Here is a 21,761-nt window from a genome sequence, read left to right as displayed (position 1 = left end):
AAAGAAAAAGCTATTTACGTCTGATCACATAATAAAATAGTCTCTGCTCGGTTTTATTCGGAATATCCCTTTTGCTAAAAAGTATGGGTTTTGCCAAATCGTTTTCACTCCCCGGCAAAACCCATTTTAACTACCTAATAAACTCACACGGCGTTACCCCATCCCCACTTCCACGATAACTTATTCATATCTATTTTCATAAAAACACAACTTCATTTTCACCAAATAATCCCGCAAACCCGCCTAGAATCAAGGTTTCCGCACCAGCAACACGGCGGTTTCAACATGAACCGTCTGACAAAACTGATCCACACAACACACCCTCTCCACCCGATACCCTTCCCTCAAAAACACTTCCAAATCCCTACTCAAACTACTGGGCTTACAAGATATATAAACCATCTTCTCCACCCCATACTCCACAATCTTCGGCAGCGCCTTAGGATGGATCCCGTCTCTCGGCGGGTCCAGCACGATGAAGTCGGGCTTCTCCTCGATCTCATCGATCACCTTCAGCACATCCCCAGCAATGAACCGGCAGTTGTCAATTCCATTCAGCTCTGCATTCTCCTTCGCCGCCTGCACAGCCTCCTCCACGATTTCAACCCCGATCACCTTTTTCGCCACCGGCGAAAGTATCTGTGAAATGGTCCCTGTTCCGCTGTACAGATCAAACACGGTCATATCTTTCGTATCCCCGATATACTCCCTTGCCGTATTATACAGCACCTCTGCCCCATAAGAATTCGGCTGGAAGAAAGAAAACGGCGTTACTTTAAATTTAAGCCCCAGGATCTCCTCATAAAAATAATCCTTCCCATACAGTATCCTGGTCTCATCGCTCTGCACCATATCAGAGAGGGCGTCATTGATAATATGGAGAAATCCCACTATCTCCCCCTCCAAAGGCAGCGCCAGCAGTTCTTCCTTCAGCGGTTCCAGATCATGTTCCTCCTGGCTTGTAGTTACCAGATTCACCAGAATCTCCCCGGTTGTATTGGCCCTTCTCAAAAGCAGGTGGCGCAGATATCCCACATGCTGCATCTTCTTATAATAACTCACATTCCTGCTCCGGAAATACTCGCCCACACACTGCAGAATCTTCGTCATATCCTCGTGCACCAGCTTACAGTCATAAGCATTCAGCACATCATAGGTACTTCCCTTCTTATGCAGTCCCAGCGCCAGAGGGCCGTCCTTGTATTCATCACCAAAGGAAAACTCCATTTTATTTCTGTAAGCAAACTCCATGGGACTTCCCTTAATCCCTTCAAACATATAATCCGGGCTGCCGTCCTCATCCACCTGACCGGCATTTACAATCACCTTGTCCAGCAGATTTTTAACCTGCTCTGCCTTCATATTAAGCTGGTCTTCATACTCCATGGTCTGATACATACAGCCGCCGCAGGCCGGGAAAATGCTGCAGACAGGTTCGCGTTTCTCCAGCGGAGATTTTTCCAGCACCTCCAGAAGTCGTCCTTCCAGACGGTCTCCCCTCTTTTTATTAATCAAAAACCGCACCTTCTGGCCCGGAATGCCATTCTTTACGGTAACGGTCCTGCCGTCTATGATGATACGTCCCTTGTTGGGGAAGTCTACTTTTTCAATGATTCCTTCGTAAATTTCTCCTTTTTTCAAAACTGTTCCTCCTGATATTGTTTAACAGAAAAAGAAGCTCCGGTTTCCCGAAGCTCCCTATTACTCTTTTTATTTGTCTTCATCCTCGTCATCGTCTTCAAAATAATCATCGAAGTCATCGTCGAAGTCCTCTTCAAAATCTTCCAGATAATCCGGAGTGAAGAAACGGTATACTGCATATGCTATTCCGGCAACAGCAGCTACTGCTCCGATGATAGCCAGAATCCATAAGACGGTATTCTTATTTTTTTCTTCTTCTTTCTTCTGTAATGCTGTGATTAAATCCTCAATACGATTCATAGCCTGCACCATCCTCTCTTACTTATGACATCCTGCACTGCTGCCCCGACTCTCCGGAGTTGCTGCCGGCTGTCTGTCAGTCTTTGCCGAATGTACTGCAAATTCCTTTATTATAGTTTCCTGTAAAAAAACTTTCATTCGGCTTGTTTTTAATATTATATCACGATAGGCAAAATTTTACTATCCTTTATTCAATATTTTCATATTGATTTATCCCGAGTTACTGTTCACACGCCACTGTCCCGCAAGGTGTTTTCAGGCTGAAGGCATGAAAATCCCGAGACAGCCAGCGCGATATGGAGCAGAATGCTCCATATCTGTGCATCGCGAAGCGTGTTGCTGGGCACGCAGTGAACAGTATTTATCCCGGTACCGGTCACAGAGTGAGCAGTAACTTTATTTCTATTCAGCTTCTGCAGATTTCTCAAATCTTATTCCACTTTTTTCAGTTTTGCAAATGACGCAAACATTTTCTTAGTCCCTGACTTGTCGAAATCCACGGTCACTTCATAGTCTCGGCCGCCTTCCACGATATTTTTCACAACACCCACACCAAATTTGATATGCTTCACCGTGTCACCCACATTGTAAGACAGCCCCGCTGATTTTTTCACCTCAAACTGCTTTGGTATGAATGCAGGCTGCTTAAACGCCTGTTTCATCTGCTTCATCGTATTGGGAAGCGGAATCTCCTTGATCTTCTGCTCTTTAAAGTCTCTTCCCAGGTCCACCAGTTCCCTTGGTATCTCCCGGATAAAACGGGAGGGCTTATTGTACTGTGTCTCACCGCGTATCATTCTCTGCTGCGCACAGGTCAGCGTCAGATCCTTCATGGCCCTTGTGATACCCACATAACAAAGCCTGCGCTCCTCCTCCAGCTCTGCCGGGTCATCTGCCGTGATGGTCATATAACTCGGGAAAATACCATCCTCCATGCCGGCCAGATATACATAAGGAAATTCCAGACCCTTCGCACTGTGCAGCGTCATAAGAAGCACCTGGTTTCCATCCCCGTCCACTGTGTCAATATCGGCGATCAGGGCAACCTCTTCCAAGAATCCGCTGAGTGTGGGATCTTCATTTTCCTCCTCATAGGAAACAATCTTTGTGATCAACTCATCGATATTTTCAATCCTTGCGTCTGCTTCCTCTGTGCCCTCTGCCTTTAACTCCATCACATATCCTGTCTCCTCAATAATATCATTGAGCAGCTCTGACGGTGAAAAATACTCCGTCTTACTTCTGAGGCTCTGGACAAATGTGACAAAGGGTTCGATTTTGGCGGCTGCCCTTCCAAGGGTAGGAATATTCTCTGCTTCTTTCAAAGCATCGTAAAAGCTCATGTCGTGCTCAGAGGCGTAATCCTGCACCTTTGCAAGAGTGGTTGCCCCGATTCCGCGTTTCGGCACATTGATGATACGGCGCACAGCCAGATCATCTCTGGCGTTGTCCACAGTCTTCAGGTAAGCCAGCAGGTCCTTGATCTCCTTTCTGGCATAGAAGTTGACGCCTCCCACCAGTTTGTACGGAATATTTGCCATAAGGAATTTTTCCTCGAAAAGACGTGACTGGGCATTGGTTCTGTACAAAATGGCACAGTCTTTATACTGGCAGTCTGCTTCCCGCACTTTCCTGCTGATATCTCCCGCAATGAATTCGGCCTCCTCATATGCATTCATAAACTGCCTGTAATGCACCAGGGAACCTTCCTCATTGTCTGTCCACAGGGATTTCTCTTTTCTTCCTATATTATTATGTATCACCTCATTGGCAGAATTGAGGATATTCTGGGTAGAACGGTAATTCTGTTCCAGTTTGATCACCTTTGCATCAGAAAATACTTTCTCAAATCCAAGGATATTTCCGATATTTGCACCCCTGAATTTATAGATAGACTGGTCATCATCGCCCACTACGCACAGATTCTTATATTTACTTGCCAGAAGACTTACAAATTTAAACTGTGCCGTATTGGTATCCTGATACTCATCCACCATAATATAACGGAAACGCTCCTGGTAATAGTCCAGCACATCCGGACATGCCTGGAACAGCTCCACTGTCTTCACGATCAGATCGTCAAAATCAAGTGCGTTGTTTTTTCTCAGCTCTTTCTGGTATTCCTTGTATGCCTGGGCAATCTTTTTCTTGCCGAAATCAGACATATTGTTCAGCTCATATTCCTCCGGCGTCACCAGTTCATCCTTTGCCGAAGAAATGGCGGAAAGTATGGCCCTCTCCTTATGTACCTTCGTATCGATCTGCAGACGTTTGCAGATATCCTTCATCAGACTTTTCTGGTCATCTGTATCATAAATGGTAAAATTGTGGTCAAATCCCAGCCTGTCTATATATCTTCGCAAAATACGCACACAGCTTGAATGGAAGGTGGAGACCCAGATACTCTCAGAACCGAATCCCACGATTTTATCCACACGCTCGCGCATCTCACCTGCCGCCTTATTGGTAAATGTGATCGCCATGATATTCCACGGATTCACACCCTTTTCCTCGATCAGATAGGCGATCCTGTGGGTCAGCACCCTGGTCTTTCCTGAGCCCGCTCCGGCCAGGATCAGCACCGGCCCCTCTGTGTGAAGGACTGCTTCCTTCTGCTGCGGATTCAAAGTGTCATATATACTCATAAATGTACCTCCATAAATCAACAATAGAAAGCACATTTTGTACTTTCTATCTCCATGTATCAAAACACCTGTTCCTACAATATAACACAGCTCCCCGGGGCAGGCAAGCGTTTGCCGGGGATTTCTGCTGTTTTCGGAAAAATCCATTTACAAATAGTTTTAAAAACTATATTTTTTAGTCAAAACCCACCAACCATGCGGGTTTCAAGCGTTACAAAATGTCCGAAAGCCGAAAAAGGGGACAAAAAGGGGATTATTTGAAAAAAATAATACTTTTTTCACTGGTCAAAACAGCTCAAAAGTATAGTACGCCCTCTACCTATATTATAAGATGCATCCAGATGAGCGACCCAGGGGATACCGATATGGGCCGCACGCATCCGCATAACTTCCATTATTTACCAGTAGCATTATTATCACCTCCGATATTAAACTTATTTTCGGAGGTGATGAAAATGTCAAACAGAAAGAAAACATATGACCCAGATTTTGAGGCTAATCCAGAATTTGAACAGGACCCAGGATTTCTTGAATGGATATGCCAGCGTGTCAGGAATGAGGCTGCAGGAAATCCAAAAGAAATAGATACTGAACCGGATCTGGAAAATTTTGAGCCGTCAGAGGAATTGTACGAACGTATAGTAAAAGAAGCACACGAACGTGGGCTGCTAAAAGAGGATTAATGTCGAAAACTGTCCACGATTATCTATTGCTCTAATTCCAATTATGTTGTAATATTTATTTGCAACCAAAAGTATCAATAAGTTTCTTAGTCGCGGAATGGCCGGCATTATAATGGTACCGGTCATTTTGCGTATCAGCTTGCTTCCTGCTCCGCATTAAATTTCTTATCATTTATTGACCTTATCGGTATTTTATAGCAGGCTTATCTCATATTATAAATAGAACTTAATGGTTCGCTCTTCTCTTTTTTATGGCCGGCATTATAATGGTGTCGGCTGCTTAATATTTAAAAATTGGGGGTACGTTTTTCTTCATTAAGCATAATATAACATTGTAACATCTACAATTATCAATCATGAGGGAAAAATTATGAATGAAGATATGAAAAGGCCTTGTCCTCCAAAACAACACGTTCACGAAGTGACCGGAAGCGTTAAGATTTCCGGGTGCTGTGAATATGCTCATAACCATCGGTTTGCTACAGTGTCCAGCGAAGCAATTCCCTGTGATGGTAGCCACGTGCATGAAGTAAAATTTCAAACCGATTCTTGTAATGGCCATACCCATGAATTTTGCGGCACATCCTCACCGGCAATTGATGTCGGTTGTGGAAAACACGTACATCTTATTAAAGGATGTACCTCTATGGACGCAGGACACAAACATGACTTTATCGTTGCGACTTTAATTGAAAACCCTGTTTGTGATTAAATACTTTCCCCGGCTTAGTCCGGGGAAATCCCTTATAAAAACTTTTCGACCAGTTATTTAGCAATTAAGACCATAAAGGTATCGTGCCCTGCAATACCATCCACGGTAAGCCTGTGGTCACGCTGGTACTGCAGCACAACTGCCTCCAGCCAATTGCCAACGTGTCATTAACGAAAACGATCAGGATTAAATGTCGATGTAACCAGAGGTATGGATAACCTCCGATTCGACTTGTTGGCCGGTGCTGTAATGGTGCCGGCCTTTTTGTGCTTCTTGACAACTGTTGACGGCCCATTTACAATATAGGGCAGAGGTAATGACAATGAATAGTAGGAGGTATCAAACGTCATGCCGGCACGCGTCGACTATACTAAATATGCGGATTCAGACTTATCCATTTTAACAATTCGGGAACGTGAAACTTTGATATTGAAAATGCAAGGTCTTTCAACTGTTGAAATATCACAACAGTTGAATTGTTGCAGACAAAATATAAATGCTCTGCTTTTGAAAGCCCGTAAAAAGCTTGATACCCCACAGCCAAATCTCTATATACATCGTAGGCAAAATATTGACTATACCAAATATACAGATTGCGACTTATCTGTATTGAGTAGGCTTGAGCGTATCTTTTTGTCAGAAAAAATTTCTGGCAAATCATATAAGGAAATTGCAGAACAACATCATTCCACGATAACCTCTGTCGGAACTTTGTTGTATCGAGCGCACAAAAAACTAGATAATCTGTATGATTAAAGACCCTGGAGGGATCCTTTTGGGTTGATGTGTGTAATTATATTGACAAAACCATTTAAAGTCGGCCATTCGGGTACAGTCTGTCATTTTATACTTGACATCAGAGACTCCACGCGTTATCATTAAAAACTGGTAATATATCCACCATTTCCTTCTTTATCTAGAGGCTATACTTTATGTATAGTCTCTTCATTTATGGCACTTAAAAGGCCCCGGTGGAGAAACCGAGACCTTACAGCGTTTTACAGTGGTACTCTGTGCGTTGATAGTTACAGTAGTGCTCCTGTTTTATCAGTATAGCACATCTTACCAGACTTGTCCACGTATCAGGCTGCCAGCATTTTTAGATTCTGGTTCATCACGAACTCCTTAATCTGTTCATATCCCCACCCGCAGTTCACCAAACCACTCACGATCATTTCAACTGATTGTACAGCCTTCCGTTCTTCCTCGCTAAAACATTCCCGAAGATTCTCCTTTTTGGATATGCCATATTCTTCGCGGAGACGTTTTGCGTCTTTTCCGAATACCGCCTTATATACGATATTCGTATATGTGGAATAAGCATGGCCATGCATTCTTTCATTTTCTTCTGACTGCTGCAAAGCGTTGGTAAGAGCCTGACGGACAGCAATGCCTTTTTCGCGCTCCTTCATTTTACCAATGAGAACTTTTTCCATAGCATTAAACTGACGGATATAGGCCTCTTTAAACTTCATAGCTTTTTCCCCAGTGTAGCCCATAACTAACATGGTAAACCCATCGCGTGTCATATAATACATGGGCTGCCTTTTGTTTTGTGAATTGAGATAAGAGGACAGCTCAAAATTTAGCCGTCCAAATTCCTCACTGCAATCCATTTCCCGTATATCTTTCAAGACATTCTTATGTTCTTTTCCAAATGTCTCCGCTACATCCAAGCTTGTACATACTGTCACTTCATCTTTATTCATTTTCTTGATCTCTACTAACATAAAATCATCCTTTCGTTTTATTTTGTAGTGATAAGATATCTATGTTCTGTTTTTTATCTGAGCGCTCCCGTTTTGTCCGTGTAGCACATCTTTCCGGACTTGTCTACATAGTAGACTTTGCCCCCGGTCCTTACCAGCTCATCTGCAGCCATTGCTCCATTGGCTTTCAGATAATACCAGTTATTCTTCCATTCGATCCAGCCTGTCATCATCCAGCCAGAACCGTCGAAGAAGAACCACACGCCCCCGATCTTCTCCCAGTCATTCCGGGTATATCCGCCGTCTGCATGGCGGTACCACCAGCGGCCATCGCGGACCTGTGTCCAGTTATTCTTTTTCAGGTATGTATCTACGGCTACCCTTGTCTTCTCACCTGCGCATCCATCAGGATTCACACCCACAAGGCGCTGCACCCGGATAGTCTGTGTCTCTGTGTCCGGTCCAAACTCTCCGTCCACATTTACTCCACTGCCAAAGATGTTCAGTTTTTTCTGCCATTCTGTCACTTCTGCTCCGGTATCGCCCCTGGACAGCCAATCTTTAGTATCGCCGGATGGAGTATTGCCGGACATCACACTGCCAGTAATACCGGCAACAATGGCGTTTGCCATCTTCTCTGCGGTGTACTTTGCGGCATCATCCGCATTGTCACAAAAACAGCACTCTACCAGGAGTGCCGGGCTGGCGGTATGCCGCAGCACATAAAGACTGGGATTTGTTTTTACTCCTCCTCCCCTTTTTGTGTATCCCAGTTCCCCGATCCGGTCTGCGATCCTCTGGGCATAGGATTCGGCGGCAGATCCCCAGTTATAGATAAATACCTCCGTTCCATGCGCTTGTCCATTGTAGCAGTTGAAATGGATGGACACATCCAGATCCACAGCATGCGCATTACAGTTCGCCACGATCGCGGCAAGATTGCCGTTCACAGTTCCGGAGCTTTCATCCGTACAGTCATAGACTGTATGGCCTGCCGCCTGCAGCTTACGAATCACCAGGTCTTTCACCTTCCGGTCTTCCGTTGTTTCAGAAAATACCCCAGCCGCTCCTGGAACCTTAAAGTTATGTCCTGCATGTACATTGATTCTCATTCCTTCTTCCTCACTTTCCACATTTAAAATATCCCGATGTATCTTCAAGATTTTTTCTCCGTATCCTTTACCTGCCGCCCATCCTGTATGGTTTGGGTTCTCCTGTATCCCCAGCCACTCCACATATTCAGCCATCCCGCGTTTTACGAAGTGGAAGCGTGGGTCTACGCATCCCTGTTTTAATGGCTGGTCACAGGCATAGGCTTTTAGGTGCTGGACCTGCGCACGGATTCCCAATTGTGGGCTGGGAAAATTGTTACCTTTCTCACCATTTTTTGTCACACCCATTCCGCAAAAATTATTCTGCCTCAGGCTGACTGCGGACCCTGCGAAGGTAAAATTCCCTGTCTCCAGACATGATTGTGCAAAGGCTATATCTCCTTTTACTCCCTCCGTTTCACCCTCTGCCAGATATAGCGGTATCATATCCAGTACGGACGGCTCCACACTGGGGTTTCTGCTCTTGATATATCTGCGCATCTGCTCTGCCGTGGCAGATGCTCTTCCCATGATCAATACACCCATTTCTTTTCCTTTCTACTCAGAAGAGGACGATCACTCGCCCTCTGGTCCTTCTTCCGTTTCTTTCTTCCCGTCTTTTTTCAACAAGTTCCGCAGCATCTCATAAAAGCCTGTGCTGGCCAGACCGGAGATCATACCGCCAAGCACCACCTCTGCGTTAATTCCGTTACTCATGTTGATAAGTATTGCGATAATTGTTCCCATAGCAAGAGCGGCAAGTGGGATATACCTGTTTTTGATCGCCGGTATCGCGGTCTTGATCACATAGCCCACCAGCAGGCAGATACCTAAGATCACAGGGTTGATATGATCCATTAAAAAATTTAAATCCATTTTATTTCTCCTTCTCTTCTAAGATCGTTATCCTCATCTCATGGTCGTTCAGTTTCCCATCCTGTTCCTCCATATGGTCCCACATCCTTCCATGGGATTTTTGATTTTTTTCCGTCAGCTCATCTACCCCTTCATCCAGACGGTTCAGACGGTCGATGAGCCGCACGATCGATGTATTGAGCTTGATGATCGGCGTCACGATCGACACCCCGAACGCTGCCAGGGCGGTGATCACGCCGAAGACTCCCCATTCCGTCATCTGCCCGGCCCTCCTTTTACGCGGTCCGTTTCCACATATAACAGGTGATGTACGGCGGCAGTGCGTTCGTGGATCCGGTATCTCCGTGTCCATGGCTTCCGCCGCTTCCTGTGTTCCCGATAGTAAGGGATTTTTCCCCAGTCACCTCTGTGCTCAGCGCCGGGCTCAGCCTCCAGTAATCCGGTCCGTTGATACCGGAATAAGCCACGGCACAGTCCAGCTTTGTCCCACTGAACACGATATCATGTTTATGGGGCGGCATTTCTGCCGTGGTCAGCTTATGGCCCGCAGTCGTATGCTTATGGTCCTTGGCTCCCCCGGTCTTTTCTGCCGTCTTGAAATCCTCATCAGATGCACTGATCCCCACCGGCACTCTCCCTGCCCCCCAGGCGGTCCAGGTCCCCCCAAAGATACTCCCCGGGTTCGTTGCCGCAGTGGACAGATAGATGCTCCCGATGGGATGGAGGGCCAGGAACAAGGCCCCGATCTTCGTCCTTCCGGTCTTGGGGTCCCCAGTCTCCGGGTCCGTCTCTATGATGATGTCATCCGAAAGCTGGATGCTTTTCTGTTCTTCCAGCTCTTTGATCTTCTTTCCTTTTACTTCTGCCATTTCTTTTCCTCCTGACTTCCTGCGCCTCAATGCGGCACATATTCTATGGCGTTCCCCGCTGCGTCCTGCAGCATGTCCCCTGCTGCTTCTTCCACCGGGAACAAGATATCCTCTGCTGTCACCGATATCTGGAAGGTACCGGAAACGGTCACGGTCTGCGGGGTCAGCTTTACGTCTGTGATCTTGATGTTCAGCAAGATTTTACCTTCACCTCCACGCATTCGACAAATGTCTCCATGCCGATCTGGTAGATATACTTTAACAGATACATCCCCGGTCCCGGCGGCTTCACCATGGCCCGCAGCACATGCTTCTCGATGTCTGCTTCCCCGCTCTCCAGAATCTCTCCCGTATACTTCTCAGACAGCTCATATCTCGCTGCCAGGATCCGGAACGGATGGTGGTGGATACTGCGTATCACAATCTGCACCATCCTGGTCTCGCCGGTATCCATCTCATATCTCATGGCCATTTTTTACCTCCTTCCGCATGCTGGCTGTAACAATTCCGCGTAAAAGAGCGGCGGCACCACCTCTGCCTGATAAGGGCAAGGGATCAGGTGCGCGCAGAGGCTGGACGGATCAAACATGAGCAGCCACTTGAGGACGAAGCAGTAGTTTCCCGCATCATCCCATGCCGTGAGCTCCACGATATAGGTCCCATCCAGGTCAGCGGGGACGATGGCTTCCCACACGTCCCCATGTTTCCTCACAAACGCTACATCCCTGCCGTCGACCTTTCCCTCGAGGCGCGCGACCATATCAGTCCGTTACGGTGACGCTGATGATGAAGGTCTTTCCAGCATCTACCGGGTTCGGCGTGAGCACCACATCCGTGATCCTCGGTGCAGTAGTATCCAGGATGACAGTCCTTGTGACAGTCGCCTGTTTTCCGGCCTTATCCGTAGCCACGACCGTTATCGTATTGGTTCCTGCGGCCAAGGTCAATGCCTTGCTGAAGGTACCGTCCTCGTTCACGGTCACCGCTTCTGCGCTGCCGCTGTTGAGCTTGATGGTCACGGTGCACGGGCTGGATGTGACATCATTGGTCTTACCGGCCACGGTGCAGGCTGCCTGATTGGTCTTCAAGCCTTCGGCCGGGCTTGTGATGCTCAGGGTCGGCGGAATGGTATCGATCTTGAAGGTCACACTCTTCTGTGCGGCTGCGTTGCCGTCATGATCCATCGCATCCACCTTGATGGTGTGGCTGCCGTCAGACAAGGCGGCTGTCGGCTTGAAGGTACATTCATATCCGCCTGTGACCTGTGTCTTTGTGATGCCGGCTGTAACAGGCGTGCCGCTGTCGATGGTCACCTTGATGGTATCCGGATTGACGCCGGAATCGTCATCCGTCACCTTGAATGAGATCGTCGGCGTATTGTTGGACAGGTATGCCCCTGCGGTCGGTGCCGTGATGGTGATGATGGGCGCTACCTTTTCTTTTACGGTGAGCCTCAGTTTGCTCCCCAGGGTCGTGTCGGACGCATCTACGGTCGTCACGTTTCCCGCATCATCCGTTGCTTTTACAGTGACCGGGTAATAATGCCCGGACTGGTTATAACTGGACCTGTTGGGAGCGGTGATGGTCGCTTCCCATTTTCCAGATTCACTGTTCTTTGTCAGCGTCACGGTCTGGCCATTTATGATGGCCTGCATTGTTTTTACTGCCATATCTATCCCTCCACTATGATCGTATTTCCCAGTGCTGCCTGGATCTCCTGGATCTCGTTATCCACGGCCTCCGCACTGAAGTCTTTTAACTTTTCGTAGACTGCTTCTGCTCTTTTTGCTGCAGTCTCTGCATTTCCTGCTGCCGTACCCGCTCCTTCAGATGCCGTATCGGCTCTTTCCGCTGCCGTATTGGCCTCTTCGGATGCTGTGTCAGCCTTTTCTGCCGCTGTCTGGGCATTTCCGGCTGCCGTGTCGGCTCTCTCTGCAGAGGTCTCAGCCTTTTCCGCTGCGGTCTGGGCAGCCTCGCCGGCCTTCTCTGCTCTCTGGATGACTGCTTCTGCCTCTTGGATCAGTCTTTCCAGGACGGTGAGCTCATCCTTGCTCTCCACCGAACTGTCCACCAGGGACTTCTGCACCTCCAGGCGGAACAAAAAGCTCGTGACCCTTTCCTGTTCCCGGTACAGCTGGACCTGTCCCAGGCAGGTCCCGGTCTCCGCCAGCATCTGCGGCGTGATCTCGGCGTACACTTCATTCCCATGTATCTCGGCCTCCCTCCAGCAGGACAGGCCGCTGGGCTTCTCGATATAGATCTTCGCGCCCAGCCCCTCCGCAAGGATCATATCCCGCACCTGGAAGCAGGCTTCCCGTCCGCGGTCATCCTGCACCATACAAAGCCTTGCCTGTATCCCCTCCCGGAGGAAGTACACCGGCATCACATGTTCTACCATCTCCTCACTCCTTTCTTCCCGGGATCCACCGGACCAGATATACCCCTGTGGGAGGCGGCGGATCCGGCGGCTTCGGGGGTGCCCCGCCCTGTAAATACCGGCGCACCTCCACAAGCTTTCCGCTGTGGGTATAAGCACTGGCTGTCTTTACCCTGGGGCCGATCCCGGAGCCGTGGCCCACGAACTGATCATCCCCCAGGTACATCTCCACATGGGACGAACTTCCCGGGTCATCGTTCGGCCCCCAGAACACCAGGTCCCCGCGTTTTGCACCGGACTCTTTCTGCATCTCCAGAGAGAACACATCTTCATAGGCCGGGTTATGCCATACCAGCTCCCCATGACCCATCTGGTCCCCGGTCCAGGTGCCGATCTGGATACCGGCCCCCCGCTCGAACGCCTTCCACATCAGGGAAGAGCAGTCCGAGTATCCATTCGGTTCGTCGAAGACGCGCTGCCGCAGGCCGCCGTCCTGGGAATAGGTGTTCTTCCCTACACGGCTGAGCACTAACTGCACCACATCTTCCAGCCGGCTCCCGCCGTATTGCAGGTTTTCAAACCAGTACCTGGCATTCTGTTTTCTCTTTTCCAGCTCCGGGATCCCGGGTCTCTCATAGTTCTTCATAAAAGCTTCTGCCAGATATTCCGGAGCTTCCCCGGACTGGGTAAAAGCGGTAAATGAAAAAGGAAAGGCTGACGTGGCGATCCACTGCTGGTCATACCGGACTTCCCACAAGATCCGTTCCAGCTGGCCGTTCACGTAAACGGTCGGACTGCTGGTGTCTCCACCCCAGGGGTAGCCGTTCCGGTCAGCCCAGGAGGTATATTCCGTTGCCGGCGTCCACTGCACCAGACCGTACCCTCCAGACATGTTCTCATATTTGAGGTCCTGCCACAGTCCTGGATTCATGGTGGATTCCTGCTCCATGTTCCCCAGGATCCCCGCCACCGCATTCTGGGTCCAGCCATTCCCGATCAGATAGTCCGCGATGTACTGGGCATTGTCCGTCATCTGCCCCCGTTCTAAGTACATGTTGCTGATGAGCAGTGCCATTAGAATTCCCCCTCTTTTGTCTTTCCTCCGGACACCCATCCGTTCTCTACATCCAGATATGTGCCATCCGAAAATTCGATCCGTCCGGTCTTTCCGCCTTTGATATAAGTGTTCTTGTCCCCGATCCCGTCTTTGCCAAACCGCCAGGCGTTCAATATACTATCCGAAAACTGTATCGCAAAAGAACTGCTCTTAGGTCCTAATGTGATATAGGGGCTGACACCCCTCAGCTCTCCGGTCTCTTCGTCTAATGTTGTGCCGCCACTCATCCTAAAAACGCTAACCTTTTTACCGTTATAATCGGATAAGAGGCTTACTGCCCCCGGTGTGATACTCACGTACAATCCATATCCGTCTCTTTTTGACTCTATCTCTCCCTTTAAATGGGCATTGTTCATTGAGGCTTCCCCGGTATCCAGGTTGATATAGAACCCTTCCCCAGTCTCCTCGTTGTAGTTTCTGGATGCTAGAAGGCCTGCTACGATACAGTCCGCGATGAACCCATATCCTGTCCCAAATGTCCTCCAGTCCCAGTCCTTTCCATCTGCTGTACGCTCCGACGCGATCATGAACCCTTTTGTTCCGATACACATCGCTCCAAAATCCGGGCTTTCTGGGTCCAGGTCCTCGCAGATCATTGCTACAACTTCTGCTTTTTTTGCTCTGGTACTCTGCGCCCGCAGTTGTGTTATGGCTGCGTTCATGATCCCTATGATCTTTTCTCCTTTGAGGCCTCCCTCTTTGGTGATCGCATCCGCGGCCGCCTGCATGACCAGGGACATATCGTCAAAATAGCTGCTCTCGATGTCCCCCACATGCAGGGCGGATACCTTCTCCCGAATGCAGTCGTAGGTCAGGCTGGTCGCCCTCCCTTTCGTGATGATGTCAAGTCCTTTGTTCTCGCACTCCACACTATCTCCCAGGCCGATCTGCACCAGGTCTTTCAGGTCCTCATATTCCACCGTGTCCTCTAGAGGAAGGAATTCGATATCATAGGACACCTCCGGCTTATCGATGCCCGCCTCAAAGTCCTGTAGCGCCCGTTCCTTTAACGCTTTCTGCAGGCTCTCCAGATCCGGATATCCGGTCTCATCCTCACCGGTGCAGTCCTCCTGCAGCTTGATCTCACTGTACTGGACCACTTTGGTATAGACGATGGGGTATTTCTTTATGTTCGGGCTGTCCACCCATGGCCTCTCCCCTTCCAGCATATAGCCATTGTAAGCTTCCGGGATGATGCGGGTCACCACGTCATCAAAACGGACGTGCTCTGTGATCCCCTGCAGGTTATAGCCGAAGGCTGCTCTGGCTCCATGATCCCCGCCCGCACGGCTGTTGATCGTCACGTGGTAGTTGTCATAGATGGGTTCCCCTCCCCAGCGGTTGATGAAACTGTTCTCATCCTCCCCGCACAGGGCTTCCATCAGGTTCACCTTCTGGTAATAGGCCGTGCGTGCGCTCCGGATGTCAGACTCGGCCGTGTACGGCGTCCCCTGGGTCAAGATCTGCAGTGCCTCATCCCCGGTCTTGTTGGTGGGGCGTTTGTCCAGGATGGCTGTATTTTTCCCCGCATCAAAGAAGATCGGGTAGGCCGAGGCGTTCACGCCATTCTCTGATCTTTCGTGTTTATATATACGGAACAGCTGCCCTTTCCCAATGTTGGTATCTGCCTTGATGACAGCTCCGGATCTGATCAGGCCCGCGTTCTCATCATAAGGGTTCTGCAAGGACATCTCCCAGGTCCCCTTCAGGACTTCTGACACCGTACATGATAAAGGGTGCAGGACAGCGTCTCCATTCTTTTCATAGGCCTGGTTTGCGGCCTCATAGATCTGTATCATACTTCTCTCCACCTCGGTGTGATGTATATCGTAAAATCTCCGCTGGTCGTCAGTTCATTGTGTCCCGGCAGGAAGCGCATGGCACGGTAATCTCCCGACACCTTCCGGCCGGCCAGCTCTCCTTTTGGTGTGTAGGCAGCTTCCCGCTCGGTATCGATAAAGATCTCCCCGTCGACCGCCGCCTCCATCCAGTTCCCGTTCACGGAAAAACTGCAGGTCCCCTCCCCGGTGATCCGGAAGAGCGGGCAGCATCCGTCAAAGGGGTTCTGCAGTACCGCCATCCGACAGGTCGTCAGGATCTGCTCGCCGCCCGTTTCGAGGATCGGACTTCCGTCCGCAGCCAGAAGGTCAGCATCCGCCAGATCCTGCTCCTGTTCCATCTCTCCTGTTTTCAGATACTGGTACGGATCACAGGAAAAGACCGCACTGAACGTTCCCAGCTCCCGCGCAGTCCTGGCATTGGTCTCCAGGCGTACCGCATACACGTGATAAAAATAGTCCGCGTCATCCGACAGGCACAATCGTGCATTCCGGGCGGACAGCCACCGCTTGACATGCCTCCATTTTTCTGCCCAGGCTTCCGGCTTTTCCAGGTAATTGAACTCGATCGTGATCTCTATGGGATGATACCTATGGTTATCCTTATGGAGCACGCCGTCCCTCCCAGGGATGACGATGGCCTCCATATCATACTCCGGGGCCGGTATATCCGGCCTCCGCACCACATAGATCCCCAGGCTCTCCGCCCGGACCCCGGCATATTCTAAGTCATATCCATATCTCATCTTCCTCTCACCACCATCCTGCTCCTCTGTTTGTTTCCAATATACTGCTCTGTCTTCCGGTAGATGGGTTCTCCGTCCAGATCTACAGTGTTATAGATGTATACCGGCTGGCTGACCTGTGCGCTGTAGGTCATGGTGTTCTTTCCCAGGTCCATAGTACCCTGCATGTCACTGGCCAATTCCCGGACGGCACGCATCAGCTCCGGACGGCTGTCTTTTAAGCCTTTTGTCATGAGGCCTATCATATCCGGCATCCATTCAGGTGCACTGGTGAGCGGTCCCTCATCCGGCACGGAAAAATGCAGGTGGGACGCGATCGTATTGGCCACATCCTTTACGGCGTCCTTCACACTGGCTACCCTTTCCTTGATGCCGTCTACAAGCCCTTTGATGAAGTCCTTCCCCCATTCCTTTGCCTGGCCCGGCAGGGATGTGATATACTCCTTCGCGTTCTCAAAGCCGTCCACCACGTTGTCTTTGATGTCTCCGGCCTTTTCTTTTGTCTTATCCACCATGTTCCCAAATCCGTCCACGGTGTCCTCCTTGATCTCCGATACCTTGCCCGAGACTTTCTCCGCCATGCTCTCGAAACTTCCCACGGTCTTTTCTTTGAGATCTTTGAAGAACCCTTTCACGCTCTCTACAGCGCCCCCGACCTTCTCTTTCATCTTTTCTACGTGCTCATCCACCCAATTCCGTAACTTGTCATTCGTGTTCCAGAGGGTGGTCAGGATGCCGACTAAAGATATGACCAGGCCGATGATCAGGCCGATAGGATTCAGGACTGCCATGGATGATAGCTTCCAGGCAGCAAAGCCCAGGCCGATGGCTGTCAGGACCCCAACAACGGATTCTTTGTTATCGATCAAAAAACCGATAAACTCTACCACCGCCGGGACGACTTCCTCCACGAGGAAATCAAAGGCACTGTCTATGGCGTCCCCTACTTTCTCAAAATCCGCGTCCTCAGTCAGTTCCAGGACCTTCTGCAGGATACGGTTGATGCCTTCCTGCACGGCAAGTGACACCGGAGAGAGCCGTTCTGCCATCTGTGCCATGTTCGCATCAAAATCTGCAGCCGCCTGGTTTGCGGCCACCAGATCCTGGTTCTGGGCCTGCCATGCCTTGCCAGCCTGCATCAGTCCCTGATCGGCCAGCTCCTGCATGATGAGGTTTGTCCTCTCAGATTCGGAACCGCAGGCTGCCAGGCGCTCATTGAACGCGTCTTCGCTGGTCCCCGCCCAGTTCAGTACATCTGCAAAGGTACCAGTCACGGTCCCCACTTTTGCCGTCTCGTTGATCGCTTCCGCCAGGCCATCGATGGGGATGGAATCCCCATAATTCGCCCACGCGCCAACCGTACCGTTGATGAGCTGAGTCAGCTTATCCTGACTCAGGCCTAGGGCCTGCAGGTTCGCTGTGGTGGTCGCTGCGGTCTGGTCATCCCCCAGCACCCCGTAAAGTGTCTTATAGCTCTCCGTGGTCTCTTTCGTGCTGTACCCGGCTTTCTTGCTGGACACCTCCAGGCTGGACATGATCTTCCGGTATTCCTTTGTTTCTTCCATAAGGCCGGAGATAGCGGAATAGATGCCCTTCACCCCTTCCACGATCCCGTTCCCCAGGATGCTGGCTTTTAAGCTGTCCCCGAAAGAGCTACTCTCCCGCTTGGCTTTTCCTGCTGCTTTCGCCATATCCACCATACCAGTCTCTACATCGCGAAGGCCCCGGTCCATCTCATCCAGGGCTGTACTGTTCTGCTTCAGCTCATTTTCCAGCTTATTGAGTTCAGTCTCGGAACGGTTCACTGCCTGCTGCATCTTCATGGCCTGCGTGGACCCTTCCCCGAATTCCCGGGAAGCATCCGCCAGGGCCTTCTTGCAGGCCTCCAGCTTCCGCTTCTGAGTCTCGATAGAAGTGTTCAAGACTTTGTTCTTTGCGAGGAGTGCTTCCTGGCCATTCGCATTTTCCGCGTACCTGGATGTGACTTTCTGCATCTCCGTCCCCAGGGTCTGCAATGCCGTGTCGATCTCACTCAATTGACGCTCATACTCTGCTCCAGCCTTGACCTCCATACCGGTTTCCACATCCCGCAGCCCCTGTTCCATCTCATCCAGGGCGGTATTGTTCTGCTTCAGCTCATTTTCCAGCTTATTGAGTTCAGTCTCGGAACGGTTCACCACCTGCTGCCACTTTAAGGTCTCCGTGGCATTTTCTCCATATTTTTCCGCAGCCTCTGCCAAGGCTTTCTTGGATGCCTCAAGCTGTTCCCTCTGTTTCTCGATACTGCTCGTGAGCACCTGGTTCTTTGCGATGAGTGCCTCCTGGCCATTGGCATTCTCTGCAAATTCCGATACGACTTTCTGCATCTCCGTCCCCAGGGTCCTAAGGGACGTATTGATATTATTCAGCTGTTTCCGAAATTCCGCTTCCCCATCGATCCCGATCCGGGGGCCTATGTCATATGCCATCTTCTCACCTCAAATCTGGGATATATCCCGTGTTCTTTTCTGCTTCCCGTGCGGCTCCGTTCCGGATCTGGCATACAGCGATCAAGTCCAGGAACTCTCCCACAGGCATGCAGGAATATTCCAGGACCGGCGCTCCTAGTTCTCTTCCCCAGAAGTCATACCACGCAAAGCTCAGCGGCCCTGCGTGGTCTCTGCGTTTTTTACGGTGCCCTCCACAGGCTCTGCCTCGACTTCCTGTTTCTTGGAGATCCCGATGCACTGCAGGATGCTCTTTACCAGGACCGCCAGGCCTCCCAGTTCCGTGATCCCCACCTCGATGGCCTCCGCCGGAAGTGGGATCCATTTTCCATCCGCATCCACCGGCGCGTCCTTCGGTGCCGGGATATCTTTTTCAAAATAATTTTTATATGCACATCCCTGCGCGATCAGCAGTTCCGTCATCCAGATGAGCATGTCCATATCCTGCTCATCCAGTCCTCTGCTCCTCAGATCTCCCAGACATTCCATACCGCCATACCTGGCCACGATTGCCTTCTGCGCTCCCAGGGAAAAAGACATAGGATATCTCTTCCCGGCGATCTCCAGATAACTGATCATAGACCGCCCTCCCATTCCTTCCCGCATTTCCACATCAGGTACTCCACGGCCTCCGACTCCTTCGTGAACCAGGCGTCCTGCATCCAGGGATGCTTGTTCTCCTCATCCACGGCGTCGGACCGGAGGATCTTAGCTGTGACGCTCTTCGTCTGCCACTCCACGCTCTCCCCGCGGGTGGTCGCTGCCTCCTCCGGCAGATTGAAGCATACCTTCGGCAGGAAAACTGCCCGGTACTGGTCCACATCATCGATCTGATGCTCCTCGATGATCCCAAACCCCAGGTACGGTGCTTTCATATCATCGTCATAGGTCAGTTCTTTTACCTGGATCTTTTCCCCTTCCGGCCCGAACTCTGTCTCTTTTACTTTCAGCCCCAGGATCTTCATAGAGAGTTCCTGCGGCAGGTCTGCCGTGCCCAGGGTCAGCTCTCCGCTCTTAAAGGTCCCTCTGGCATTCTCGATGGTCTTGTTGTCCCCGTACAAGGGCGCATCGTCCCCCATCTCCCAGGACACGCCGTATTCTACAGCATGGTCCGCCACAAACGGCTCTTCATAGGACACCCTGTCCTCTTCTTTTTTATAGGTCCCGCACACCGGGATCGATAATCCTTTGATTGCCATGTCATATCTCCTTTCTGATCTCTTCTTCTGCCCGTCTGCCCATGGCCTCTACGGCCTGCTGTTTCGCCTTCCGGACGCTCTTACGCACCACCAGGGTTTTCCTGCGAAAGGAAGTCCCGCCTTCCACGGCGCGCATCAGCATCTGGTTTGGCACACCGTTTGGATATCTCTTTGTCTTCACTCGGCCGTATCCGGCCCATCCCAGCTTTGTGCTGATATACCCCGGCTTTGACTCCTTGATGGGCGCCAGGCCCATACCGTCTATAAGGTCTCCCTTCTGCTGCCTGGATACCCCTGATATCGGACGTTCCGGTGTTCCAAAAGGCGGGAGTCCGTTCCCGCCTTCCTCCACGGGTAATGTCTTGAGTGCTACCTTTACCGCATCTGCGATCACACCAGCCCCTACATATACACTCGTTTTGATGACCTTTTCCTCGTTCTTTGCCAGGTCCTTGATCTTTTTTGTATATTCCTCCATACCCTTGATCTGCATGACGGCCATACGGTCTCCTCCTCTAACTGGTCTCAAAGATCCACTGGTAGTGGAGATACCCGGTCTCCTGCTCATAAGAGACCTCTGACAGCCGGAAAGCGATGCGCTTTCTCTTGAGTGCCCTCTGTATCCCCTCCACCCATGGATCTCTGTCCTTTTTGGTATACAGGTCTATGGTCCCCTCTATGCTCTGGAGCAGCTTTTGGTTGTCCCCATGCACACCTGCGCCTTCGCCGTCCTCTGCATATACAATGTAGTGGCAGCCTTTCTGACTGGCCTCATAGTGGGATACCTCTTCCGTGACCTCCAGAAGTGCCTCTTTTACCTTGTCCACTGCCTGTCCGATCATCTTTCTCCCAGCCTTTCCAGGGACAGCCGCGTGATCTTGAGCCCGTTCTCATCCAGGACATGCTGGACCATGGCGCACCGGAAGGATGCGCCCTCGATCCGGCAGACATCGTCCGTATGGATCGTGCGGTCCCTCCAGATGTGCACGACCTCCTCGATCTTCTCCTTTGCCTGCAGGGCAGTATAATAGCGGCTGATCCCCACGGTCTCATAACCGAAGGCATGGGAGCTCTGGTACCGCAGTTCCATCCTGGGCTTTTCCCCAGGATCTGCCGCATTGACCGTCCGATAGATCTCCAGCTTTCCGTCATCAAATGTCATTTTTCTTCCCTCCCATGACCTGGCTCATGAGCCTTTTGTTGAGTTCGTAGCGCAGGAAGCGCGGCATCCCCGTCTCGTTCACGTTCGCAGCACGCTTTCGGAAGAGCCAGGCCGCATAGTGCACCTGCACCATGCCGCTCTCCACGCTGTCATCCAGCTTGATCCCTTCCCGCCGGATTTCCTCTTCCGAAAGCTCCAGCAGCTTCCTGAGGTATTCGTCCTGTATATCCGTCATCAGCTGCAGATCCATCTTCAGGATGTCCAGCTGTTCTTCCCTTTTCATAGCTGCCCTTCCTCTCTATCTCATTCG

27 protein-coding genes are annotated in these 21,761 nt (G+C 50.5%); 3 read left to right on the top strand and 24 right to left on the bottom strand.

What is annotated here, in order from left to right; all coding sequences use genetic code 11:
- Positions 1–249: 249 nt before the first annotated feature.
- The 3 genes from rlmD to pcrA all read right to left on the bottom strand — a co-directional run bounded on the left by rlmD (position 250) and on the right by pcrA (position 4,586).
- Complete coding sequence (gene rlmD / locus V8Q34_RS11560; RefSeq protein ID WP_335835469.1) at positions 250–1,641, bottom strand: 23S rRNA (uracil(1939)-C(5))-methyltransferase RlmD; 1,392 nt, start codon at positions 1,639–1,641, stop codon at positions 250–252.
- 69 nt (positions 1,642–1,710) lie between these two features.
- Entirely contained in the window at positions 1,711–1,941 is a 231-nt protein-coding gene (locus V8Q34_RS11555) for a DUF4366 domain-containing protein (protein ID WP_018594181.1), read from the bottom strand.
- A gap of 431 nt (positions 1,942–2,372) precedes the next feature.
- On the bottom strand, positions 2,373–4,586 hold the full coding sequence (gene pcrA, locus V8Q34_RS11550) for a DNA helicase PcrA (RefSeq protein WP_335835468.1): 2,214 nt from the start codon (positions 4,584–4,586) through the stop codon (positions 2,373–2,375).
- Positions 4,587–5,041: 455 nt separating this feature from the next.
- On the opposite strand from pcrA, the gene V8Q34_RS11545 reads away from it, so the two are divergent.
- The gene (locus V8Q34_RS11545) at positions 5,042–5,269 is read left to right on the top strand and encodes a hypothetical protein (RefSeq protein WP_335835467.1); all 228 of its coding nucleotides are present in this window, start codon (positions 5,042–5,044) and stop codon (positions 5,267–5,269) included.
- 370 nt (positions 5,270–5,639) lie between these two features.
- Positions 5,640–5,981, top strand: coding sequence for a YmaF family protein (locus V8Q34_RS11540; protein WP_081960569.1), 342 nt, complete (start codon positions 5,640–5,642; stop codon positions 5,979–5,981).
- A 53-nt stretch (positions 5,982–6,034) separates the two neighbouring features.
- Here V8Q34_RS11540 and V8Q34_RS27540 read toward each other — a convergent pair whose 3' ends face one another.
- Complete coding sequence (locus V8Q34_RS27540; RefSeq protein ID WP_081960570.1) at positions 6,035–6,130, bottom strand: peptidoglycan-binding domain-containing protein; 96 nt, start codon at positions 6,128–6,130, stop codon at positions 6,035–6,037.
- A gap of 199 nt (positions 6,131–6,329) precedes the next feature.
- Between V8Q34_RS27540 and V8Q34_RS11535 the strand changes: the two genes are divergently transcribed.
- A complete protein-coding gene (locus V8Q34_RS11535) occupies positions 6,330–6,737 on the top strand; it encodes a sigma factor-like helix-turn-helix DNA-binding protein (protein ID WP_033144139.1) in 408 nt (135 codons plus the stop codon).
- A gap of 326 nt (positions 6,738–7,063) precedes the next feature.
- On the opposite strand, the gene V8Q34_RS11530 is transcribed toward V8Q34_RS11535, so the two are convergent.
- From V8Q34_RS11530 to V8Q34_RS11435, 20 genes are all read right to left on the bottom strand, one after another.
- Positions 7,064–7,711, bottom strand: a complete 648-nt coding sequence (locus tag V8Q34_RS11530; RefSeq protein ID WP_335835466.1) for a Rha family transcriptional regulator — start codon at positions 7,709–7,711, stop codon at positions 7,064–7,066.
- 53 nt (positions 7,712–7,764) lie between these two features.
- A complete protein-coding gene (locus V8Q34_RS11525; protein ID WP_335835465.1) occupies positions 7,765–9,327 on the bottom strand; it encodes an N-acetylmuramoyl-L-alanine amidase in 1,563 nt (520 codons plus the stop codon).
- A gap of 30 nt (positions 9,328–9,357) precedes the next feature.
- On the bottom strand, positions 9,358–9,657 hold the full coding sequence (locus V8Q34_RS11520; protein ID WP_335835464.1) for a phage holin family protein: 300 nt from the start codon (positions 9,655–9,657) through the stop codon (positions 9,358–9,360).
- A 1-nt stretch (position 9,658) separates the two neighbouring features.
- Positions 9,659–9,916, bottom strand: a complete 258-nt coding sequence (locus tag V8Q34_RS11515) for a hypothetical protein (RefSeq protein ID WP_033141025.1) — start codon at positions 9,914–9,916, stop codon at positions 9,659–9,661.
- A 16-nt stretch (positions 9,917–9,932) separates the two neighbouring features.
- Positions 9,933–10,526, bottom strand: a complete 594-nt coding sequence (locus tag V8Q34_RS11510) for a phage baseplate protein (RefSeq protein WP_335835463.1) — start codon at positions 10,524–10,526, stop codon at positions 9,933–9,935.
- 26 nt (positions 10,527–10,552) lie between these two features.
- Positions 10,553–10,723, bottom strand: coding sequence for a hypothetical protein (locus tag V8Q34_RS11505; RefSeq protein WP_158588534.1), 171 nt, complete (start codon positions 10,721–10,723; stop codon positions 10,553–10,555).
- The gene (locus V8Q34_RS11500; RefSeq protein WP_335835462.1) at positions 10,717–10,998 is read right to left on the bottom strand and encodes a hypothetical protein; all 282 of its coding nucleotides are present in this window, start codon (positions 10,996–10,998) and stop codon (positions 10,717–10,719) included. Before V8Q34_RS11500 ends, V8Q34_RS11505 begins: the two co-directional genes overlap by 7 nt.
- A gap of 3 nt (positions 10,999–11,001) precedes the next feature.
- Complete coding sequence (locus V8Q34_RS11495) at positions 11,002–11,286, bottom strand: PF13754 domain-containing protein (protein WP_033141028.1); 285 nt, start codon at positions 11,284–11,286, stop codon at positions 11,002–11,004.
- 1 nt (position 11,287) lies between these two features.
- Positions 11,288–12,196, bottom strand: a complete 909-nt coding sequence (locus V8Q34_RS11490; protein WP_033141029.1) for an Ig-like domain-containing protein — start codon at positions 12,194–12,196, stop codon at positions 11,288–11,290.
- 2 nt (positions 12,197–12,198) lie between these two features.
- Complete coding sequence (locus V8Q34_RS11485) at positions 12,199–12,924, bottom strand: hypothetical protein (RefSeq protein ID WP_052099395.1); 726 nt, start codon at positions 12,922–12,924, stop codon at positions 12,199–12,201.
- Between the two features lie 4 nt (positions 12,925–12,928).
- A complete protein-coding gene (locus tag V8Q34_RS11480; protein WP_335835461.1) occupies positions 12,929–13,978 on the bottom strand; it encodes a phage tail tip lysozyme in 1,050 nt (349 codons plus the stop codon).
- Positions 13,978–15,819, bottom strand: a complete 1,842-nt coding sequence (locus V8Q34_RS11475) for a phage tail spike protein (RefSeq protein WP_335835460.1) — start codon at positions 15,817–15,819, stop codon at positions 13,978–13,980. The genes V8Q34_RS11480 and V8Q34_RS11475 overlap by 1 nt, the downstream gene beginning before the upstream one ends.
- Positions 15,816–16,604, bottom strand: a complete 789-nt coding sequence (locus V8Q34_RS11470) for a distal tail protein Dit (protein ID WP_103732246.1) — start codon at positions 16,602–16,604, stop codon at positions 15,816–15,818. Before V8Q34_RS11470 ends, V8Q34_RS11475 begins: the two co-directional genes overlap by 4 nt.
- Positions 16,601–19,072, bottom strand: a complete 2,472-nt coding sequence (locus V8Q34_RS11465; protein ID WP_335835459.1) for a hypothetical protein — start codon at positions 19,070–19,072, stop codon at positions 16,601–16,603. The genes V8Q34_RS11470 and V8Q34_RS11465 overlap by 4 nt, the downstream gene beginning before the upstream one ends.
- A gap of 171 nt (positions 19,073–19,243) precedes the next feature.
- Positions 19,244–19,669: a hypothetical protein gene (locus V8Q34_RS11460; protein ID WP_033141863.1), complete on the bottom strand. Its 426-nt coding sequence runs from the start codon at positions 19,667–19,669 to the stop codon at positions 19,244–19,246.
- Positions 19,666–20,289 carry a hypothetical protein gene (locus V8Q34_RS11455; RefSeq protein ID WP_291599764.1) on the bottom strand — a complete coding sequence of 208 codons (624 nt, stop codon included), beginning with the start codon at positions 20,287–20,289 and terminating at the stop codon, positions 19,666–19,668. Before V8Q34_RS11455 ends, V8Q34_RS11460 begins: the two co-directional genes overlap by 4 nt.
- 1 nt (position 20,290) lies before the next feature.
- Positions 20,291–20,791 (bottom strand): hypothetical protein, encoded by a 501-nt coding sequence (locus tag V8Q34_RS11450; protein WP_250810251.1) that lies wholly within the window; start codon positions 20,789–20,791, stop codon positions 20,291–20,293.
- Positions 20,792–20,804: 13 nt separating this feature from the next.
- Positions 20,805–21,131, bottom strand: coding sequence for a hypothetical protein (locus V8Q34_RS11445; protein WP_250810252.1), 327 nt, complete (start codon positions 21,129–21,131; stop codon positions 20,805–20,807).
- Complete coding sequence (locus tag V8Q34_RS11440) at positions 21,128–21,451, bottom strand: hypothetical protein (RefSeq protein WP_033141859.1); 324 nt, start codon at positions 21,449–21,451, stop codon at positions 21,128–21,130. Before V8Q34_RS11440 ends, V8Q34_RS11445 begins: the two co-directional genes overlap by 4 nt.
- On the bottom strand, positions 21,441–21,734 hold the full coding sequence (locus V8Q34_RS11435) for a hypothetical protein (protein WP_335835458.1): 294 nt from the start codon (positions 21,732–21,734) through the stop codon (positions 21,441–21,443). Before V8Q34_RS11435 ends, V8Q34_RS11440 begins: the two co-directional genes overlap by 11 nt.
- Positions 21,735–21,761: the final 27 nt, after the last annotated feature.

This window comes from Blautia sp. JLR.GB0024 (assembly GCF_037000545.1).
Classification (GTDB): domain Bacteria; phylum Bacillota; class Clostridia; order Lachnospirales; family Lachnospiraceae; genus Blautia; species Blautia celeris.
This window is presented reverse-complemented; position numbering and strand designations above follow the sequence as displayed.

What these genes read in the sequence shown, in the direction of transcription:
- V8Q34_RS11500 (WP_335835462.1), bottom strand. Translation starts at nt 10,998, where the DNA reads ATGGCCATGAGATATGAGATGGATACCGGCGAGACCAGGATGGTGCAG.
- V8Q34_RS11515 (WP_033141025.1), bottom strand. Translation starts at nt 9,916, where the DNA reads ATGACGGAATGGGGAGTCTTCGGCGTGATCACCGCCCTGGCAGCGTTC.
- V8Q34_RS11540 (WP_081960569.1), top strand. Translation starts at nt 5,640, where the DNA reads ATGAATGAAGATATGAAAAGGCCTTGTCCTCCAAAACAACACGTTCAC.
- V8Q34_RS11475 (WP_335835460.1), bottom strand. Translation starts at nt 15,819, where the DNA reads ATGATACAGATCTATGAGGCCGCAAACCAGGCCTATGAAAAGAATGGA.
- V8Q34_RS11470 (WP_103732246.1), bottom strand. Translation starts at nt 16,604, where the DNA reads ATGAGATATGGATATGACTTAGAATATGCCGGGGTCCGGGCGGAGAGC.
- V8Q34_RS11485 (WP_052099395.1), bottom strand. Translation starts at nt 12,924, where the DNA reads ATGGTAGAACATGTGATGCCGGTGTACTTCCTCCGGGAGGGGATACAG.
- V8Q34_RS11495 (WP_033141028.1), bottom strand. Translation starts at nt 11,286, where the DNA reads ATGGTCGCGCGCCTCGAGGGAAAGGTCGACGGCAGGGATGTAGCGTTT.
- V8Q34_RS11450 (WP_250810251.1), bottom strand. Translation starts at nt 20,791, where the DNA reads ATGGCCGTCATGCAGATCAAGGGTATGGAGGAATATACAAAAAAGATC.
- V8Q34_RS11445 (WP_250810252.1), bottom strand. Translation starts at nt 21,131, where the DNA reads ATGATCGGACAGGCAGTGGACAAGGTAAAAGAGGCACTTCTGGAGGTC.
- V8Q34_RS11555 (WP_018594181.1), bottom strand. Translation starts at nt 1,941, where the DNA reads ATGAATCGTATTGAGGATTTAATCACAGCATTACAGAAGAAAGAAGAA.
- V8Q34_RS11535 (WP_033144139.1), top strand. Translation starts at nt 6,330, where the DNA reads ATGCCGGCACGCGTCGACTATACTAAATATGCGGATTCAGACTTATCC.
- V8Q34_RS11440 (WP_033141859.1), bottom strand. Translation starts at nt 21,451, where the DNA reads ATGACATTTGATGACGGAAAGCTGGAGATCTATCGGACGGTCAATGCG.
- V8Q34_RS11490 (WP_033141029.1), bottom strand. Translation starts at nt 12,196, where the DNA reads ATGGCAGTAAAAACAATGCAGGCCATCATAAATGGCCAGACCGTGACG.
- V8Q34_RS11545 (WP_335835467.1), top strand. Translation starts at nt 5,042, where the DNA reads ATGTCAAACAGAAAGAAAACATATGACCCAGATTTTGAGGCTAATCCA.
- pcrA (WP_335835468.1), bottom strand. Translation starts at nt 4,586, where the DNA reads ATGAGTATATATGACACTTTGAATCCGCAGCAGAAGGAAGCAGTCCTT.
- V8Q34_RS11460 (WP_033141863.1), bottom strand. Translation starts at nt 19,669, where the DNA reads ATGATCAGTTATCTGGAGATCGCCGGGAAGAGATATCCTATGTCTTTT.
- V8Q34_RS11435 (WP_335835458.1), bottom strand. Translation starts at nt 21,734, where the DNA reads ATGAAAAGGGAAGAACAGCTGGACATCCTGAAGATGGATCTGCAGCTG.
- V8Q34_RS11455 (WP_291599764.1), bottom strand. Translation starts at nt 20,289, where the DNA reads ATGGCAATCAAAGGATTATCGATCCCGGTGTGCGGGACCTATAAAAAA.
- V8Q34_RS11480 (WP_335835461.1), bottom strand. Translation starts at nt 13,978, where the DNA reads ATGGCACTGCTCATCAGCAACATGTACTTAGAACGGGGGCAGATGACG.
- V8Q34_RS11530 (WP_335835466.1), bottom strand. Translation starts at nt 7,711, where the DNA reads ATGTTAGTAGAGATCAAGAAAATGAATAAAGATGAAGTGACAGTATGT.
- V8Q34_RS11510 (WP_335835463.1), bottom strand. Translation starts at nt 10,526, where the DNA reads ATGGCAGAAGTAAAAGGAAAGAAGATCAAAGAGCTGGAAGAACAGAAA.
- V8Q34_RS11520 (WP_335835464.1), bottom strand. Translation starts at nt 9,657, where the DNA reads ATGGATTTAAATTTTTTAATGGATCATATCAACCCTGTGATCTTAGGT.
- V8Q34_RS11465 (WP_335835459.1), bottom strand. Translation starts at nt 19,072, where the DNA reads ATGGCATATGACATAGGCCCCCGGATCGGGATCGATGGGGAAGCGGAA.
- V8Q34_RS11525 (WP_335835465.1), bottom strand. Translation starts at nt 9,327, where the DNA reads ATGGGTGTATTGATCATGGGAAGAGCATCTGCCACGGCAGAGCAGATG.